Source organism: Lactobacillus colini (genome assembly GCF_017874575.1).
GTDB lineage: Bacteria > Bacillota > Bacilli > Lactobacillales > Lactobacillaceae > Lactobacillus > Lactobacillus colini.
On sequence record NZ_JAGGLU010000002.1, the window covers coordinates 25033 to 44403 of the forward strand.

The 19371-nt window shown below is 38.3% G+C and carries 13 protein-coding genes and 3 tRNA genes; 1 reads left to right on the forward strand and 15 read right to left on the reverse strand.

The window, feature by feature from the left end:
- Positions 1-15: 15 nt before the first annotated feature.
- The 3 genes from fusA to rpsL are packed head-to-tail and all read right to left on the reverse strand — an operon-like array spanning position 16 to position 3037.
- Complete coding sequence (fusA, locus tag J2Z60_RS02075; protein WP_209685925.1) at positions 16-2115, reverse strand: elongation factor G; 2100 nt, start codon at positions 2113-2115, stop codon at positions 16-18.
- Positions 2116-2143: 28 nt separating this feature from the next.
- Positions 2144-2614: a 30S ribosomal protein S7 gene (gene rpsG / locus J2Z60_RS02080; RefSeq protein WP_209685927.1), complete on the reverse strand. Its 471-nt coding sequence runs from the start codon at positions 2612-2614 to the stop codon at positions 2144-2146.
- Between the two features lie 15 nt (positions 2615-2629).
- Entirely contained in the window at positions 2630-3037 is a 408-nt protein-coding gene (rpsL, locus tag J2Z60_RS02085) for a 30S ribosomal protein S12 (RefSeq protein WP_209685929.1), read from the reverse strand.
- Between the two features lie 168 nt (positions 3038-3205).
- On the opposite strand from rpsL, the gene J2Z60_RS02090 reads away from it, so the two are divergent.
- Positions 3206-3886, forward strand: a complete 681-nt coding sequence (locus J2Z60_RS02090) for a prepilin peptidase (protein ID WP_209685931.1) — start codon at positions 3206-3208, stop codon at positions 3884-3886.
- A gap of 87 nt (positions 3887-3973) precedes the next feature.
- On the opposite strand, the gene rpoC is transcribed toward J2Z60_RS02090, so the two are convergent.
- The 12 genes from rpoC to lysS form a co-directional block, all read right to left on the reverse strand.
- Entirely contained in the window at positions 3974-7639 is a 3666-nt protein-coding gene (rpoC, locus tag J2Z60_RS02095) for a DNA-directed RNA polymerase subunit beta' (RefSeq protein ID WP_209685933.1), read from the reverse strand.
- An 18-nt stretch (positions 7640-7657) separates the two neighbouring features.
- On the reverse strand, positions 7658-11281 hold the full coding sequence (gene rpoB, locus J2Z60_RS02100; RefSeq protein WP_209685935.1) for a DNA-directed RNA polymerase subunit beta: 3624 nt from the start codon (positions 11279-11281) through the stop codon (positions 7658-7660).
- 210 nt (positions 11282-11491) lie between these two features.
- The gene (locus J2Z60_RS02105; RefSeq protein ID WP_209685937.1) at positions 11492-13930 is read right to left on the reverse strand and encodes an ATP-dependent Clp protease ATP-binding subunit; all 2439 of its coding nucleotides are present in this window, start codon (positions 13928-13930) and stop codon (positions 11492-11494) included.
- A 166-nt stretch (positions 13931-14096) separates the two neighbouring features.
- Positions 14097-14170 (reverse strand) — tRNA-Pro (locus J2Z60_RS02110).
- 42 nt (positions 14171-14212) lie between these two features.
- Positions 14213-14287, reverse strand: a tRNA-Gly gene (locus J2Z60_RS02115).
- 105 nt (positions 14288-14392) lie between these two features.
- Positions 14393-14467, reverse strand: a tRNA-Gly gene (locus J2Z60_RS02120).
- A gap of 61 nt (positions 14468-14528) precedes the next feature.
- Positions 14529-14831 (reverse strand): hypothetical protein, encoded by a 303-nt coding sequence (locus J2Z60_RS02125; protein ID WP_209685939.1) that lies wholly within the window; start codon positions 14829-14831, stop codon positions 14529-14531.
- Between the two features lie 267 nt (positions 14832-15098).
- On the reverse strand, positions 15099-15488 hold the full coding sequence (locus tag J2Z60_RS02130) for a DUF3021 domain-containing protein (RefSeq protein WP_209685941.1): 390 nt from the start codon (positions 15486-15488) through the stop codon (positions 15099-15101).
- A complete protein-coding gene (locus J2Z60_RS02135) occupies positions 15489-15941 on the reverse strand; it encodes a LytTR family DNA-binding domain-containing protein (protein WP_209685942.1) in 453 nt (150 codons plus the stop codon). It lies immediately after the preceding gene.
- Complete coding sequence (locus J2Z60_RS02140; protein ID WP_209685944.1) at positions 15942-16799, reverse strand: ABC transporter permease; 858 nt, start codon at positions 16797-16799, stop codon at positions 15942-15944. It lies immediately after the preceding gene.
- The gene (locus tag J2Z60_RS02145) at positions 16799-17608 is read right to left on the reverse strand and encodes an ABC transporter ATP-binding protein (protein WP_209686238.1); all 810 of its coding nucleotides are present in this window, start codon (positions 17606-17608) and stop codon (positions 16799-16801) included. The genes J2Z60_RS02140 and J2Z60_RS02145 overlap by 1 nt, the downstream gene beginning before the upstream one ends.
- A gap of 203 nt (positions 17609-17811) precedes the next feature.
- Positions 17812-19365, reverse strand: coding sequence for a lysine--tRNA ligase (gene lysS / locus J2Z60_RS02150; protein WP_209685946.1), 1554 nt, complete (start codon positions 19363-19365; stop codon positions 17812-17814).
- Positions 19366-19371: the final 6 nt, after the last annotated feature.

Genomic DNA, 19371 nt, shown 5'->3' on the forward strand with positions numbered 1-19371 from the left:
TTTTTATTTAAAAAATTATTCAGCGCTGTTATTGCCACCGCGTTCTTTAATAATTTCTTCTTGGATTGACTTAGGAGTTGGTGAATAGTGGTCAAATACCATTGTGAATGTACCACGACCTTGAGTTGATGAACGCAAAGTAGTTGCGTAACCAAACATTTCTGAAAGTGGAACAAATGAGTTAATAACCTTAGCACCAGCTCTGTCTTCCATACCTTCCATAGTACCACGACGAGCAGTAAGTGAACCCATAACGTCACCCAAGTATTCTTCTGGAGTAGTTACTTGAACCTTCATAATTGGTTCTAAGACTACAGCACCAGCCTTAGATGCAGCGTTCTTCAAGGCAAGAGATGCAGCAACTTTGAAGGCAGCTTCTGATGAGTCGACTTCGTGGTAACTACCATCATATAATTTAGCCTTAACGTCAATTAATGGGTAACCAGCAAGAACACCATTCTTCATAGCTTCTTGTAAACCTTGGTCAACTGAAGGAATGAATTCACGAGGAACAACACCACCAACGATAGCGTCTTCGAATTCGTAACCCTTACCTTCTTCATTAGGAGTAAATTCAACCCAAACATCACCATATTGACCTTTACCACCAGATTGACGTACAAACTTACCTTGTGCCTTAGCTGGCTTGGTGAAAGTTTCACGGTAAGCAACTTGTGGCTTACCAATCTTAGCAGCAACGTTGAATTCACGCTTCATACGTTCAACCATGATATCTAAGTGTAATTCACCCATACCAGAAATTAAAGTTTGACCAGTTTCTGGGTTAGTTTCTGCACGGAAAGTTGGATCTTCTTCAGTAAGCTTTTGTAAAGCAACGTCCATCTTATCACGGTCAGCCTTAGATTCTGGTTCAACAGAAACTTGGATAACTGGGTCTGGAACTTGTAAGCTTTCCAAAATAAGTGGGTGATCTGGATCAGTCAATGAATCACCAGTAGTAGTGTTCTTCAAACCGATAGCACCAGCAATATCACCTGAGAATACTTCTGGAATTTCAGTTCTTGAGTTAGCGTGCATTTGAAGCAAACGACCTACACGTTCACGTGAGTTCTTAGATGCATTCAAAACGTATGAACCTGATTGAAGAGTACCAGTGTAAACACGGATGAAAGTTAAACGACCTACGAATGGGTCAGTTGCAATCTTAAATGCTAAGGCAGCAAATGGCTTGTTGTCATCAGCAATAAGTTCAACTTCATCACCAGTCTTAGGATTATGTGCAACATAAGGTTTAACATCAAGTGGTGATGGTAAGTAATCTACAACACCATCAAGCATCATTTGAACACCCTTGTTCTTGAATGCTGAACCTGCATAAACTGGGAAGAATTCCAAGTCTAAAGTAGCCTTACGGATAGCAGCCTTTAATTCATCGTTTGAAATTTCTTCACCGCCAAGGTATTTTTCCATGATGTTGTCATCAACATCAGCAACGGCTTCAATTAATGCTGCACGACGCTTTTCAGCTTCTTCCTTGTATTCGTCAGGAACTGGAACAGTTTCCCACTTAGCACCAAGCTTATCTTCGTCATAGATATCAGCAACCATTTCGATTAAGTCGATAACACCTTCAAAAGTATCAGCTGAACCGATTGGCATTTGAACGGCATGAGCATTAGCATTTAAACGTTCATGTAAAGATTCAACTGACTTGTCAAAATCAGCACCAATCTTATCCATCTTGTTAACGAAAACAATACGTGGAACACCGTAAGTTTCAGCTTGACGCCAAACATTTTCAGTTTGTGGTTCTACACCAGCTTGAGCATCCAAAACAGTTACAGCACCGTCAAGAACACGAAGTGAACGTTCTACTTCTATAGTAAAGTCAACGTGTCCTGGGGTGTCGATGATGTTAACACGGTAATCATTCCATTGAGCAGTAGTAGCTGCGGAAGTAATAGTGATACCACGTTCTTTTTCTTCGTCCATCCAGTCCATTTGTGAATCACCTTCGTGAGTTTCACCAATTTTGTGGATCTTACCAGTATAGTACAAAATACGTTCAGTAGTAGTAGTCTTACCAGCATCAATGTGGGCCATGATACCGATATTACGTGTCTTTTCCAAAGGGAATTCACGTTTGTTAGCCATAAAATATATCTCCTTTAAAAACTAACGATTAGTAGCGGTAGTGAGCAAATGCACGGTTTGCTTCTGCCATTCTGTGGACGTCTTCACGTTTCTTAACTGCAGAACCAGTGTTGTTTGCAGCATCCATGATTTCGTTTGCAAGACGTTCGTCCATAGTGTGTTCATTACGTAAACGTGCGTATGAAACGATCCATCTTAAACCAAGAGTAGTTCTTCTTTCTGGGCGAACTTCAACTGGGATTTGGTAGTTAGAACCACCGATACGGCGAGCTTTAACTTCCAATACAGGCATAACATTGTTCATTGCTTCTTCAAAAACTTCAACTGGTTCTCTACCAGTCTTGTCCTTAATAATGTTAAAAGCATCGTAAAGAATTGAAGATGCCTTTGCCTTCTTACCATCAATCATTAAGTGGTTTACTAACTTAGTAACCAACTTAGAGTTATAAACTGGATCTGCTAAAACGTCTCTCTTAGCAACTTTACCTTTTCTAGGCATTCGTAATTCCTCCTATTAGTCCTTCTTTGCACCGTACTTAGAACGGCCTTGCTTTCTGCCATCAACACCTGCAGTATCCAAAGCACCACGAATAATGTGGTAACGAACACCAGGAAGGTCCTTTACACGACCACCACGAATTAATACAACTGAGTGTTCTTGCAAGTTGTGACCAATACCAGGGATGTAAGCAGTAACTTCGATCATGTTTGAAAGGCGAACACGAGCATACTTACGTAATGCTGAGTTAGGCTTCTTAGGTGTCATAGTACCTACACGAGTAGCAACACCACGCATTTGTGGAGCTGGAGTGTAGTTCATCTTCTTCTTCATACTATTGTAAGAATAGTTTAAAGCTGGTGAGTTAGATTTAGTCGTCTTTGAGTGACGGCCTTTTCTAACCAATTGGTTAATTGTTGGCATTAAATGTTCCTCCTAATTTGTTCACACATCCGGGAGTTTCTTTTTCGACCTCACGGACATCGTATTTATATGCACAAGGAATAGTTTAACGCGAATAAAGTTGTGGGTCAACAATATTTTTAAGAGATTTTTGACATTTTTTGCGTATATAAACTTGAGGTGACAAAAATGGAAAATATTATTTTGATTTTTAAATTTATTATTGGAACCTGCTTAGGTTCTCACGCATTGGTAATTACCCAGCGCTTAAATAAAGAAAATTTTATCTGGGGTAGCTCTCACTGTGATAATTGTCAGATGAACTTATCTTTACTAGATGAAATTCCCATCTATTCATTTCTAAAAAATAAAGGCAGATGCAAGTTTTGTAAAGAATCTATTCCGATAGTGACGATTGTCAGCGAAATATTAGGTGGTTTTACTTTTTTTAAAATTAATTTTTACAGTTTCTATGCGATCCTAGATATAATCTTTTTATTCTATCTATTAGTTATTGCTTTACAGGATTTTCAAGATCAGGAATTTTCAACAATTTTTCTTATTCCTATTAGCTTGATTACTTTTTTATCACCACTTAGTGCTTTTTATAATTTTGAATTATTGGACTGGATAGTTTTAATTTTTTTAGCTTTATTCTTTGTCCTAGAAATTTCAAAAAGTAAAATGGGTTTTGGTGATTTAATTATTTTCATCTTTTTAGGACTATATCTTGGTAGCCTAGTAGCTGTCCATATTCTACTATTGGGATGTATTTTGTTTTTGATTTATTATCTTTTGAATCCCAATTCTCACTCGCTAGCATTTATTCCGTTTATTTTAGGCGGTTTAATTATCAATAATTTAAACTAAAGTTGCAAAAAAAGGGAACTATCATTATGACAGTTCCCTTTTTAAACACAAATGTATTAAACCCTAACTATTACAGGTTAGTTGAGTTTATTTAGATTTTTCTTTATCAGCAGCGTCTAATTTTCTTTTTACATCTGCAATAGTTTGCAATGGCTTATTCTCTTCCTTAACAGCAACAGGTGCATCAACCTTAGGTTCCATTTCACGGTAAACAGGCATACCAGTACCAGCAGGAATAATCTTACCAATAATAACATTTTCCTTAAGACCAAGTAATGGATCATTCTTACCACGAATTGAAGCATCAGTAAGTACACGGGTAGTCTCTTGGAATGAAGCAGCAGATAAGAAACTATTAGTTTCCAAAGCAGCCTTAGTAATACCAAGAATTACACTTTGAGCTGTTGCAGGAATACCACCTGAGATAATAACTTCTTTGTTTCTATCTCTGAATTCGCTAATATCCATTAATTCACCAGGTAGAATATCAGTTTCACCTGGATCAAGGATACGAACTTTTTGAAGCATTTGGCGAGCCATTACCTCAACGTGTTTATCAGCGATTTCTACACCCTGCATTCTGTAAGCCTTTTGAATTTCGCTTAAGATATACTTTTCAGTAGTCAAGGCGTCACGTACTCTGATTAATTCCTTAGGATCAATTGAACCGAGAGTTAACTTCTCACCACGATTAATATGGTCGCCTTCACTAACTGCAACAGAGGCAGTGTATGGTACATCATAAGTTCTGGTATCAGTTTCACCTTTAACAGTAATTTGGCGAGTATGTTCTGCTTGATCTTCTTCAATTGAAACAACTTCACCAGTTACTTCAGAAATTGCAGCGCGTCCCTTAGGATTACGAGCTTCAAACAATTCTTGTACACGAGGAAGACCTTGAGTAATATCGGCAGCACCGGCAACACCACCGTTGTGGAAGTTACGCATAGTCAACTGAGTACCAGGTTCACCGATAGATTGAGCGGCAACAGTACCAACTGCTTCACCAACTTCAACATCTTCACCTGTTGCAAGGTTCATACCATAACACATCTTACATACACCATGTTGGGTGTTGCAAGTAAATACGGAACGAATAGTTACTTCAGTTACTCCAGCATCAACGATCTTGTGCGCCATATCTTCGTCCATCATTACATTTGCTGGACAAATCACTTCATGAGTCTCAGGATCGTAAACACTCTTAGAAGTATAACGACCAACTAAACGGTCAAACAATGGCTCGATCATTTCATCACCTTCAGTAATGGCGTGAACAGTCAAACCACGGTCAGTACCACAATCTTCTTCGCGGATGATAACATCTTGAGCAACATCAACCAAACGACGGGTTAAGTAACCAGAGTTAGCAGTCTTCAAAGCAGTATCAGTCATTCCCTTACGAGCACCGTGAGTAGACATGAACATTTCCAAGACGGTAAGTCCTTCACGGAAGTTAGAAGTAACAGGAATTTCCATCATACCACCGTTAGGAGCGGCCATCAAACCACGCATACCAGCTAACTGAGTAAAGTTAGAGATGTTACCACGAGCACCAGAATCAGCCATGACAGTGATTGGGTTTCTTGGAGCGTGAATTTGAGCAATCTCATTTTGAACAACATCTTTACATTGGTTCCAAATGCTAATTACTCGATCGTGTCTTTCTTCATCAGTAATCAAACCACGACGATATTGCTTAGAAACAGTGTCAACCTTCTTACGTGCTTGAGCTACGATGTCATCCTTATCAGTAATTTCAGGAATATCTTCAACACCGATAGTCAAGCCGGAAGTAGTACATGCAGTGTATCCTAATTCCTTCATATCGTCCAAAAGGTCTGAAGTTCTTTGAACCTTGTATTCCTTATAAACTTGGGCGATTGCATCTGATAAGAAGCCCTTCTTAAAGGCATCGCCTAATCTCATGTTATCCAACTTTTCGTGGATGTCTTCACCTGGTTGTAAGAAGTACTTTTCATCCAATGGATGAGTCAAGTTCTCTTGAGTCGGATCGTTTAGGTAGAAGAAGTCTTTAGGGAAGATTTGGTTAAATACCAACTTACCATAAGTAGTCACAAAGATACCGTGCTCATGTCCCTTTGGCCATGGCTTTTCAGGCATAGAATCTGCGGCCAAACCAATTCTAGTATGGTAGTGGATGTCGCCATTTGCATAAGCAATTGCTGCTTCTTCTGGTGAATCAAAAATCATACCTTCACCTTCGCGACCACGCTCTGCTTGAGTTAACCAGTAGTTACCCAAAACAACGTCCTGTGATGGAGTAACGATTGGCTTACCATCCTTAGGTGCCAAGATATGGTGGGCTGCAAGCATTAAAAGACGTGATTCTGCAACAGCTTCATCAGATAAAGGCACGTGGATAGCCATCTGGTCACCGTCGAAGTCGGCATTATAAGCTTCACAAGCTAATGGGTGAAGTCTGATTGACTTACCTGGAACTAAAACAGGTTCAAATGCTTGAATACCTAAACGGTGAAGAGTAGGTGCACGGTTTAAAAGAACAGGTCTTTCCTTGATAACATCTTCTAAGATGTCCCAAATATCATCATCTTCACGGTCAATCTTACGCTTAGCATTCTTAATATTAGAAGCTAAACCACGCTTTACCAATTCGTGCATTACAAATGGCTTAAATAATTCAAGAGCCATTGGGCGTGGCACACCACATTGGTAGAACTTTAATTTTGGTGAAACATCAATAACTGAACGACCTGAATAGTCAACACGCTTACCAAGCAAGTTCTGACGGAAACGACCTTGCTTACCCTTTAACATGTGAGAAAGTGATTTAAGTGGACGATTACCTGGTCCTACTACTGGACGACCACGACGTCCATTGTCGATTAAGGCATCAACAGCTTCTTGTAACATTCTCTTTTCGTTTTGAACAATGATACGAGGAGCATTTAAATCAAGTAATCTCTTCAAACGGTTATTTCTGTTAATAACACGTCTGTATAAGTCATTCAAGTCAGAAACAGCGAAACGACCACCGTCAAGTTGAACCATTGGACGTAAGTCTGGTGGAATAACTGGGATACAATCCATAACCATCCATTCAGGCTTGTTGCCAGAGTTCTTAAATGCATCTAAGATGTCAAGACGTCTAATAGCACGAGTTCTCTTTTGACCTTGGGCAGTCTTTAACTCTTCTTTTAATTCCTTGACTTCTTTGTCAACATCTACTTGTTCAAGAAGGTCCTTAATAGCTTCAGCACCCATCTTAGCAGTGAATCGGTTACCATATTTTGCCTTCTTTTCACGGAATTCCGCATCAGTTAAGAGTTGCTTGTATTCTAGATCAGTATCACCTGGATCAATAACAATATATGCAGCAAAGTAAATTACTTCTTCCAATGAACGAGGTGAAATATCAAGAACCAAGCCCATACGTGATGGAATACCCTTGAAGTACCAAATGTGAGAAACTGGAGCAGCTAATTCGATGTGACCCATACGTTCTCTTCTTACCTTAGAAGAAGTCACTTCAACACCACAACGATCACAAACGATCCCACGGTAGCGAACACCTTTGTACTTACCACAAGCACAAGACCAGTCTTTAGTTGGCCCAAAGATTCTCTCATCGAACAAACCGTCTTTTTCTGGTTTCAAAGTACGGTAGTTAATAGTTTCAGGCTTTTTAACCTCACCATAAGACCAACTTCTGATCTTGTTTGGCGAAGCTAAACCAATTTGCATACTTTCAAACTTATTTACGTCGATCAAAAGTTTAACCTCCTAAAATTACTTAGAAACCTTATCGTCTGATGAATTTGATGCTTCTGACTTAGCATTTTCATCATTCTTTGCGGCTTCTTCGGCTAACTTCTTCTTTTCTTGCTTTTGAGCCATTTCAGATAACTTATCAATATTCAAGTGTTCATTTGTATCATTATCCATATCACGAAGCTCAATTTCTTTATGGTTTAAATCTAAGACTTTAATGTCTAAACCAAGAGATTGTAATTCCTTAACCAAAACTCTAAATGATTCAGGAACACCTGGCTTAGGAATTCTTTCGCCCTTAACAATAGCTTCATATGCCTTTACACGACCAACAACATCATCTGACTTGTAAGTCAAAATTTCTTGTAAAGTGTAAGCTGCACCATAAGCTTCAAGAGCCCAAACTTCCATTTCACCAAAACGCTGTCCACCAAACTGTGCTTTACCACCAAGAGGTTGTTGAGTAGCCAATGAGTAAGGCCCAATTGAACGAGCGTGCATCTTGTCATCAACCATGTGAGTTAACTTCAAGTAGTACATGATACCAAGTGAAACTCTGTTGTGGAATGGTTCACCAGTACGTCCATCGTAAAGAACAGTCTTACCATCTTTACCAAGACCTGCTTCACGAACCATCTTCCACATATCATCTTCAGATGCACCATCGAATACTGGAGTTGCTACGTGAACACCAAGTTGCTTAGCAGCAATACCTAAGTGTAATTCAAGAACCTGTCCAATGTTCATACGTGAAGGCACACCCATTGGGTTCAAACAAATATCCACTGGACGACCATCTGGTAAGTATGGCATATCTTCTTCAGGACATACTAAGGCAATAGTACCCTTGTTACCGTGACGACCTGACATCTTGTCACCAACTTGGATCTTACGTTTTTGAACAATGTAAACACGAACCATTTGGTTAACACCAGGTGGTAATTCATCGCCAGCTTCACGGGTGAAGATTTGAACGTTTTGAACGATACCGCCACCACCGTGTGGTACACGAAGTGAAGTATCACGAACTTCACGGGCCTTTTCACCAAAGATTGCGTGAAGTAAGCGTTCCTCTGCTGATAATTCAGTCACACCCTTTGGAGTAACCTTACCAACTAAAATGTCTCCATCATGAACTTCAGCACCGATACGTACAATACCACTTTCATCAAGATCCTTAAGAGCACTTTCACCTGCATTAGGGATTTCACGGGTGATTTCTTCAGGTCCTAACTTAGTATCACGAGCTTCTGATTCGTAATCTTCAATATGAATTGAAGTATATACATCATCTTTAACCATTCTTTCGGAAATCATAACCGCATCTTCGTAGTTATACATATTCCAAGTTAAGAAAGCGATAATTGGGTTTTGACCTAGAGCTAATTCACCCTTATCCATTGAAGGACCATCAGCAATGACTTCTCCAGCCACTACCTTATCTCCTTGGTGAACGTTTGGAATCTGGTTGTAGTTCTTAGTAGCATTTGAACGACGATACTTTTCAAGGATGTATTTATCTAAAGTATCATCGTCTCTTCTAATGCGGATTTCATTAGCATCTACATATTCTACAACACCTGGTGCCTTAGCTAAAATAGCATCACCAGAGTCATGAGCAGCACGATATTCCATACCAGTACCAACAATTGGTGCATGTGGATTAATCAAAGGAACGGCTTGACGTTGGTGGTTAGCCCCCATCAAGGCACGGTTTGAGTCATCGTTTTCAAGGAATGGGATACATGCGGAAGTTACAGATACTACTTGTTTAGGGATAACGTCCATGTAGTCAACCTTATCAGGACTAACTTCAAGGTTTTCTTCCCTATGACGAGCTAAGACAATCTTATCCTTAAATGAACCATCCTCATTTAATGGAGAGTTGGCACTGGCAATAATATAGTTATCTTCAACATCAGCTGTTAAGTAGTCGATCTTATCAGTAACTTTATGAGTGTCCCAAGATACACGACGGTATGGAGTTTCAATGAAACCATACTTATTAACAACGGCATAAGTTGCCAAAGAGTTAATCAAACCAATGTTAGGACCTTCAGGAGTTTCGATAGGACATAAACGACCATAGTGAGTATAGTGCACGTCACGAACTTCATAACCAGCACGGTCACGTGACAAACCACCTGGTCCTAAAGCTGACATACGACGCTTGTGAGTCAACTCACCAAGTGGGTTGTTCTGGTCCATAAATTGTGACAATTGTGATGAACCAAAGAATTCCTTAACTGAAGCAACAACAGGACGAATATTAATCAATTGTTGTGGTGTAACAGTGGCGATGTCTTGGATTGACATTCTTTCACGTACAACACGTTCCATTCTTGCTAAACCAATTCTAAATTGGTTCTGAAGCAATTCACCCACACGACGAATACGACGGTTACCTAAGTGGTCAATGTCATCAACATTACCGATATTGTCTTGAAGTGCAAAGAAGTAGTTAATTGAACTCAATACATCGGCTGGGGTCAAGTACTTAACGTCATCACCAATATGACCATTAGAAATAAGCTTAACTACACGTTCAGGATCAACCTTAGAGTAGACTTTAATTTCTTGAACAGTTATTGGCTCAGATAATACACCTTCTTCAGATGGTTGGTAAGTTACCATCTTGAAGTCATCACGATCTAAATATGGAGCAAGCTTGTCCATAATTTCATGATTGATTACAGTCCCCTTATTGACGATAACTTCACCAGTATCAGGATCTGCTAAAGTTTCTGCTAGAGTTTGTCTTAAAAGACGACTCTTTAGTGAAAGCTTCTTGTTAATCTTGTAACGACCAACAGGAGCTAGGTCATATCTTCTTGGATCAAAGAATCTAGCATAAAGAAGTGATCTTGATGAATCAGTAGTCTTAGGCTCACCAGGACGTAATCTTTCATAAATGTCCTTTAAAGCTTCAGCAACACGAGAATCCGCTGGATTCTTGTGAATATCTTTTTCTAAAGTAAAGCGAAGTGAATCACTGTCACCAAAGATGTCTTGGATCTCGTCGTCAGCACCAAAGCCCAATGCACGAATCAGAATACTCAATGGCAACTTACGAGTACGGTCAATACGAACATAAGCTAAATCTTTAGAGTCAGTTTCGTACTCAAGCCAAGCACCACGGTTAGGAATAACAGTTGCACCAAAGATTTGACGACCATTCTTATCAAAGTCAGAGTGGTAGTAAACACCTGGTGATCTAACCAATTGTGAAACGATAACTCTCTCAGCACCATTAATTACGAAGGTACCTGAATCAGTCATCAATGGAAATTCACCGAAGAATACATCTTGGGTCTTAATTTCACCAGTTTCATGGTTGGTTAATTTTAAAGTTACGTGAAGTGGTGCAGAATAGTTAGCATCATGATCACGTGCTTCTTCGAGAGTATATTTAGGTTTCAAAAGTTTGTAATCTACAAACTCAAGTGAAAGCTTTCCAGAGAAGTCTGAAATTGGCATAATGTCATCAAACATCTCTCGGATACCTTCATTGAGAAACCACTTGTAAGATTGCGTTTGTACATCGGTCAAGTTAGGCAATTTCAATACTTCTTTAATACGTGAGAAACTGCGTCTTGTACGTCGATGACCGTAGTTTACAGCGTGTCCTAACAAAGAAAACATCCTTTCCATCTTATCTAGAAGCTAATATTACATTTGTGTTACATTTTGTAAAAAGGACAAATTTGGGTATAAAAAAACAAAAACAACAGATTCTATGTCGTTTTTGTTTTATCATTTTGTCGGACAATAGATCGACAAAATCCTGAATTTCAGCCTTTTAAACAGCTTATAATTGTAGACTACTTTTTGTAACTTGTCAATAGTTTTGACCTAGCTTTTAACTAGTTCTTTATTATCTACTATATTAAATTTCAATTTACCTTGTCTAGCTCCTACCTTTAAGGTTTGTCCAGCAGATAATTCACCACTAATTAAATATTGTGCAATTGGATCTTCTAAGTCGCGCTGGATTGATCGACGCAAAGGTCGTGCTCCCATCTCTGGATCGAATCCATCTTTAGCTAAGACATCTAAAGCAGCTGGCGAAAGCTTGAGTTCAATATCTTTATTAGCTAAACGTTCAACTAAACGTTGAGTTAACAGTGTAACTATTTCTCGAAGTTGTGGCTTAGTTAAGCTATCAAAGACAACCGTTTCATCAATTCTGTTTAAGAACTCTGGTCTAAAGAATTGCCTAGTGGCCTGCTTAACCTTATCTGCTCGCACCTTATCTATATTAGCTTGATCTGCGGAAAAGCCTACAATCTTATCTTCTTGTAATGCTCTTGAACCTAGATTAGAAGTCATAATGATAATTGTATTTCTAAAGTCAACGCGGCGTCCCTTAGAATCAGTCAAAAAGCCCTCATCAAGAACTTGTAAAAGTAAGTTAAATACTTCTGGATGAGCTTTTTCTACTTCGTCGAGCAAGACAACTGAATATGGATTGCGACGTACTTTCTCAGAAAGTTGCCCACCTTCTTCATAGCCAACATAGCCTGGTGCTGAACCAATCAACTTGCTGGTAGCAATCTGATCCATATATTCAGACATATCTACCCTGATAATATTCTTCTCAGAGCCAAATACCGCATCTGCTAAAGCCTTAGCTAATTCTGTCTTCCCAACACCAGTTGGACCTAAGAATAGGAATGAGCCAATCGGACGATTCTCATCCTTAATTCCACTACGGCTACGGCGGATAGCCTTACTTACAGCGCTAATGGCTTGATCTTGACCAATTACTCGCTTGTGCAAGATTGATTCAAGCTTAGCAAGACGCTTAGTTTCACTATGCTTCATTCTTGTTACTGGAATACCAGTCCACTGAGCAACAACTTGCGCAATTTGGTCAGAATCAACAATTGCTTGCTTCCCCTTCTTATTATCAATTGCTTGGGTTAATTCTTGTTGCTTAAGTTGAAGCTTGTTCTCATCATCACGCAGACTAGCAGCTTCCATGAAGTTTTGGTTTTCAACGGCTTGTTCCTTGCGTTGAATAGTTGACTTGATCTGAGCCTCTAGCTTAGTTAAGCGCGGATCAACTTCACCATTATTCTTAATCTTAACTGCAGCACTAGCTTCATCAATTAAGTCAATTGCCTTATCTGGCAAGAAGCGGTTAGAAATATACCTAATAGATAACTCAACCGCATCATTAATGGCAGCGTCAGTAATCTTAACATTGTGGTAGGCTTCATACTTAGCTCTTAGACCTTGTAAAATATCAATAGTTGCTTCCTTAGTAGGTTCACCAATCTTCACTTGCTGGAAGCGACGAGCGAGAGCTGAATCCTTTTCAATATATTTTTGATATTCATCGAAGGTAGTGGCACCAATCATTTGAATATCACCACGTGCAAGTGACGGCTTTAAGATATTAGAAGCATCAATTGCTCCCTCAGCTCCACCTGCACCAATTAAAGTATGCATTTCATCAACGAATAAGATCACTTCACCATCATCGTGAACTTCCTTGAGAATCTTCTTCATCCGATCTTCAAACTCACCACGATACTTAGTTCCAGCAATTAGACTACCCATGTCAATTGCCATTACCCGCTTATGCGCAAGATCAGCTGGAACTTGCTGGCTAACAATAGCTGCTGCAATTGCCTGAGCTACAGCAGTCTTACCCACACCGGGTTCACCTACTAGGACAGGATTATTCTTAGTGCGACGAGAGAGAATCTGAATTACCCGCTTAATCTCTCGATCACGACCAATCACTGGATCAATATTACCTTCTAAGACACGCTTATTTAAGTTGACACTTACCTTGTCTAAGTTAGGCGTCGTTGACTTGTTAGGATTATTAAATGTCGCAACTTCACTATTATCAGATAAGATATCCCTTACCTCATCTGCTAAAAGCTTAGGATCGACGTTTAAGTTTTTTAAGATCATGCTGGCTAGGATTTGTTCACTTGCCAATAAGCCTAACAAGATATGAGCTGTACCAATGTTTTCAGATCCTAGGCTATCTGCCTTTTGCTTAGCATATTTTAAAACCAAGTCCAAACGAGGTGACATTTCCATATAATTTGTTTGCGAGCTTGAACCATAGCCAGTATAGCGTTCAATTTCCTCACGAACTAAAGTTGGAGTTACGCCTTCTTCACGTAATAGTTTTCCAGCTTCACCATTTGATTCAATTACTAGCGCTAATAATACATGTTCAGTACCAATAATTCGATGTTGAAAGCCTTGTGCCTGTTCTCGTGCAATCTTCAGAACTTCTTTTGCATTTTTACTGTAAGAATTTTCCATTTTGCACCGCCTTACTAATTTTTTATAAGTTGTAATCTTTAGCTAAACATTTTATGCCTTAAGAGTAAAAAAGTAAAATATTTAACGTTTAACCAGTTTATTATAACAATTATAAGAAAAAGCCGCCTAATAAGTAGACGACTTTTTAAAAATAATAATTATTATATCGGGAATGCAAGATTCGAACTTGTGACCTCTACGTCCCGAACGTAGCGCTCTACCAAACTGAGCTAATTCCCGAAGAAAAATAAAAGACCCACCGGAAGGTGAGTCTTAATTCTTTGGAGCGGAAGACGGGATTCGAACCCGCGACCCCCACCATGGCAAGGTGATGTTCTACCACTGAACTACTTCCGCAGAACAATATTAATTATAGCAAAAGTATTTTTATATGCAAGACTTTTTTGTAAAAAAATTAAAATTAGTAACAAAAAAGACCCACTAACTGTGAGTCTCAATTCTTGGAGCGGAAGACGGGATTCGAACCCGCGACCCCCACCATGGCAAGGTGATGTTCTACCACTGAACTACTTCCGCAATACAAATGAAATTATATCAAAGATAATTTTATTTGCAAATAGTTTTTTATAAAATTGAATTACTTCTTTTTAGATAATTTATCTTGTCGCTTTAGGTCGAAATAAAGACCTATCAAATCCAAAATGAACCAGAGAATCGTAATCGGAGTTCTAATCATAACCAGCATCCAATAAGTGCTCCAGTCTGTTGTGAATGGGAAGAATAGAAATACCCAAGGCAGACTACACGCTACTATGATAACTATATTACGATGGCGCCTAGATCTAAAGGGTTCTACCTTTCCAGTAATAATCTCATAAATACAATATCCTATTACAATTACCGCAGCTATATAGTGTAAAAACGTTACAACATTAGTCATGCCAAATCACCTCGGAATCTTGTAATGCTCAAATTATATTTTAGTATATCTTACTTTTCTTAAATGTGTTGTACTAGCAAACAGCGTTTCATCACCTAATATGCAATAGGCTACTTTTATCTACTATTATTATACCACTTTATGAATTATAATTTTTATCACTATTTTGTAAATAACATTATGCATATACCAATTTAAGATTTTATAGAATTAACGGCAAATTCACCTTGCCAACTAAAGCAATTACATTCATCCTTAAGTACACTACTAATTATGCTTCCTATCCTTAATTCTCTTATTCAATTGATTAATAGTGCGCCTTTGTTCAATAATTAATATCAACCAAATAACCAGATATATAAACAAGAATATGCATACAGAAGCCACATCAATACGCCAATGATTAATCATCGCCATTGCCACAAAAGCTAAAAAAGTTACCAGCAAGTGAGTAGTAAGCGCAATCGTAATTGGTAAATCTGTCTTAAAGATCATCGACAACATACCAATCAACCCCGAAATAATTAGAACTGAGCTTACACCACGATAAGTTGGAGCTGTATTCGGACGAATAAAAGTTAAAATACATAAATAAGCAATTGCACCAAAACCCATCCCTGTTACAAAATAATCTAAATACTTACCGAGCTTTCTCATTTATAGTCCCAGCTCCTTCTCTAACTGTGGTAAATATCGTCTAGAAATATCCGCCTTCAAGTTCCCGGATAAGATTGCAATCATATTCCCAGCAAATCCACCCTCAATTGACTCCAGATAATTCAAGTTAATAATTGAATGCCGTGACACTTGAATAAAATTACTATCCAAGCTTTCCAATACCTGATACAAGCGACCTGTCGTTTCGATAACTTCACTTGTAGTGTAATAAGTAAGATTAGTTGATCGAACTTCAACCTTAATTAAGTCACTATACTTAATCGTAACAATCTTATCTCGGCTCTTAATCGGTAGTAAATTACGCGTTTTTTTACCAAATTTATTTAAATAATTAATTAAATTCTTGACTGTCTGATCTTCTTTCTGCGCCTTAATTTCAACTTGAATCTCATCATCAGCCACAGAAGAATCTTGCTGAAACTTAACTTTCAATTACTTGCTTCTCTTTCTGTCAGTTGCAGCAGAGGCGACAATAATCACTAAAGTAAGAATTGCAATCATCCCTAACATGACATAAATATTATCTAAGCGTGACAATTGATGACCATTAATCTTGAACTGTACGCCCAAATAGTCAAATAACTTCTGTCGTGAATTACTATCTAGCTTGGTCTTACTTAGCTGATTGAGCAATAAACTTCTCAATCCTGCTGCTTCATAACTACTTGGTACTAATTTTACCAGATTTTGAGCATTAGTAGATAAGCTGCCGAATGGCAGATATGTAGCAACTGCGAATCCCGCTGCTGCCCCAATCACAGCAGACAATCGACTAAAAGTAGTCGCAGAATGAATGAAGCTTACGATTATCTCATTCACTAAGGTTGCTGCAATCGCTCCTAAAACCATGAATAATAGGACTTCACCATAAATATCAGTTGGCAAATCAATCTTATCAACTAACTTGAAGTAAATGACCATTACCAACAAGGTAATAGCCTGCATTATTAGACTAACAATACTGCTAGATAAGAGATAAGCTATGTTCTGCTTAACTGATGTTACATCTGTCAGTCTAATATCATCACTAGTCCTGCTTTCGTTATCCTTAACTAATTGACCAAGAGTCTGAAAAGAAGTAGTAATCCCAGCAACAGCTACGATTCCCGCAATTATCCATAAATCTAACATTTCTCTTGCACTAGGTACTTGTTGCCAAGAAGTTAATAAATTATCTTGCAAAAAGCCAATATAAATAAAGAATGAAATTAAAGCTCCGAAGCAAGACATAATAACACTAGGTACATTTGAAAAATACACTTTGATATTTCTTCTAAGTAAGGCAAACATTAGTCAAGCTCCTTTCCAGTAATTTTGATAAAGGCATCATCAATCGAGCCTTTACGATATTCAAAGTCTTGAATAATTTCTTGATTATCATGTAAATACTGCATCACCCTACCTGCATCCCAACCTTGATATGATGTTTCCTTATCATTAATTTTGACAGTTAGTTTTGAAGGAGCGTATTTTTTCTTAATTTCACTTGCGGAACCTTTAGCTAGAACTTTGCCATGTTCTAAGATATACATTTGATCGGCATTTTCAGCTTCTTCAAGGTAGTGAGTCGTTAAGAAGATAGTTAAGCCTTGCTCTTTTTGCAGCTTTTCTAGCAGATTCCATATAACTAGTCTAGTCTGTAAATCTAAGCCGGTAGTTGGCTCATCTAAAAATAATAAATTTGGATGACTAATTAAGGCTCTAGCAATATCAACTCTACGTCTTTGACCACCTGATAAGGTGCCATATTTTTGGTTTAAAAAGTCACGTATTCCAATTAATTCAATTAGTTCTTCAAGCCAGGATTTAGAATAATATCGGTACATTTTTGCTCTTAGGTATAAGTTATTCTTAACACTCAACTTGTCATCTAATACACTATTTTGAAAAACAACACCTATCTTTAAGTTCTTATCATATCTGATAGTCCCGCTCGTGGGCTTAAGCAATCCTGTCAGAATATTAATCGTGGTAGATTTACCTGCACCATTTGTGCCAAGATAAGCAACTAGCTGTCCTTGGTTAACTTCTAAGTTAACATGGTCTAAAACTAACTTACTACCATATTTTTTAGTTAGATCATTTGCTTGTATTAACATCATTATCGCCTTTCCTATCATTAACTTTTCAACATTAGTTTATAGACTGGCGCTAATTTTGTATCAACTTTTGTCATAAGCGGTAGATTAGAGAATATAAGTCGCAATAAAGACAACATAAAAAAAGCCCGCTTATTCTCTATTAGAACAAACGAGCTTCTTTTATATTAAATGATATTTAATTTTTGAAAATCTTGATACTGTTATTTATCGCCTTTCTTAGCTCTTTCCTTAAGGTCAGCTTGAACTTCTGCATCTACATCTTCAACTTTTTCAGGACGCATTGTTGGGAATAAAAGAACATCCCTAATAGCAGGAGCATTAGTTAATAACATTACCAAGCGGTCAATACCGATACCAAGTCCACCTGTAGGAGGCATACCGAATTCCATTGCACGAATATAATCTTCATCGATCATATCAGCTTCATCATTACCAGCTTCACGTTCCGCCATTTGATCTTCGAAACGGTGACGTTGGTCAATTGGATCATTCAATTCACTGAAGGCATTACCATATTCGGTACCCATAATAAAGATTTCGAAACGATCAGTAAATCTTGGGTCATCGGCATTCTTCTTAGCAAGTGGGGAAACTTCTACTGGGTGGCCGTAAACAAATGTTGGGTTAACGATTGTCTTTTCACCAAATTCTTCGAAGAAGGCGTTAATAATGTGACCAACCTTCCAGAATGGTTCAACGTGAATACCATGTTCTTCAGCAACCTTCTTAGCTTCATCTAAAGTCATTGGTTGCCAGAAGTCAACACCAGTCTGTTCCTTAATCAAATCAACCATGTGAACACGACGGAATGGCTTACCTAAGTCAATTTCAGTTCCTTGGTAGTTAACCTTACCATCATCAGTTACAACACTAGCAGCAGCCTTAATAATACCTTCTGCTTCGTCCATAACATCATGGAAGTCCCAGTATGCGGCATAAGTTTCAAGTTCAGTAAATTCAGGGTTGTGACGAGTATCAACACCCTCATTTCTGAATACACGACCGATTTCATAGACTCTTTCCATACCACCAACGATCAAACGCTTCAATGGAAGTTCCAAGGCAATTCTCATGTAGAGATTAATATCTAAAGCGTTGTGGTGAGTAATGAATGGACGTGCTTCAGCACCACCAGGGATATTGTGGAGTACAGGGGTTTCAACTTCTAAGAAGTTGCGATCATCTAGGTACTTACGGATAGCCTTAACAATCTTAGTACGGTTAACAAAACGTTCATAGCTTTCGTGGTTAGTAATTAAGTCTAAGTAACGTTGACGGTAGATTTGTTCAACGTCCTTTAAGCCATGGTATTTATCAGGAAGTGGACGAAGAGCCTTAGATAAGAAGGTAACATGAGTAGCACGAATTGTTAATTCGCCAGTATCGGTCTTCATTACTTCGCCATCGATTCCCAAGAAGTCACCAATATCAGATTTCTTAAAGATCTTGTAGTTATCTTCACCAACAATATCTTTACGTACGTAAATTTGAATCTTGCCAGTGCGGTCATAAAGATCAGCAAAACCAACTTTACCCTTACCACGCTTTGCAAGCATACGACCTGCAATCTTGGTCTTTGGCATATCAGCGTTTAATTCATCCTTATCCTCACCAGCATATTTTTCATTTAAAGTGCTTGCTAAATCTTGACGATCAAACTTTCTTACACCAAATGGTTCAATTCCATTTTCACGCATTTCGTCCATCTTTTCGCGACGAACGATAAGTTGGTCATTCATCTCATTCTTTGCCACTCTAAA

Coding starts and splice junctions, on each gene's coding strand:
- J2Z60_RS02090 (WP_209685931.1), top strand. CDS start 3,206: ATGGAAAATATTATTTTGATTTTTAAATTTATTATTGGAACCTGCTTA.
- rpoB (WP_209685935.1), bottom strand. CDS start 11,281: ATGTTTTCTTTGTTAGGACACGCTGTAAACTACGGTCATCGACGTACA.
- rpsL (WP_209685929.1), bottom strand. CDS start 3,037: ATGCCAACAATTAACCAATTGGTTAGAAAAGGCCGTCACTCAAAGACG.
- J2Z60_RS02130 (WP_209685941.1), bottom strand. CDS start 15,488: ATGAGAAAGCTCGGTAAGTATTTAGATTATTTTGTAACAGGGATGGGT.
- J2Z60_RS02105 (WP_209685937.1), bottom strand. CDS start 13,930: ATGGAAAATTCTTACAGTAAAAATGCAAAAGAAGTTCTGAAGATTGCA.
- J2Z60_RS02140 (WP_209685944.1), bottom strand. CDS start 16,799: ATGTTTGCCTTACTTAGAAGAAATATCAAAGTGTATTTTTCAAATGTA.
- rpsG (WP_209685927.1), bottom strand. CDS start 2,614: ATGCCTAGAAAAGGTAAAGTTGCTAAGAGAGACGTTTTAGCAGATCCA.
- fusA (WP_209685925.1), bottom strand. CDS start 2,115: ATGGCTAACAAACGTGAATTCCCTTTGGAAAAGACACGTAATATCGGT.
- J2Z60_RS02145 (WP_209686238.1), bottom strand. CDS start 17,608: ATGTTAATACAAGCAAATGATCTAACTAAAAAATATGGTAGTAAGTTA.
- J2Z60_RS02125 (WP_209685939.1), bottom strand. CDS start 14,831: ATGACTAATGTTGTAACGTTTTTACACTATATAGCTGCGGTAATTGTA.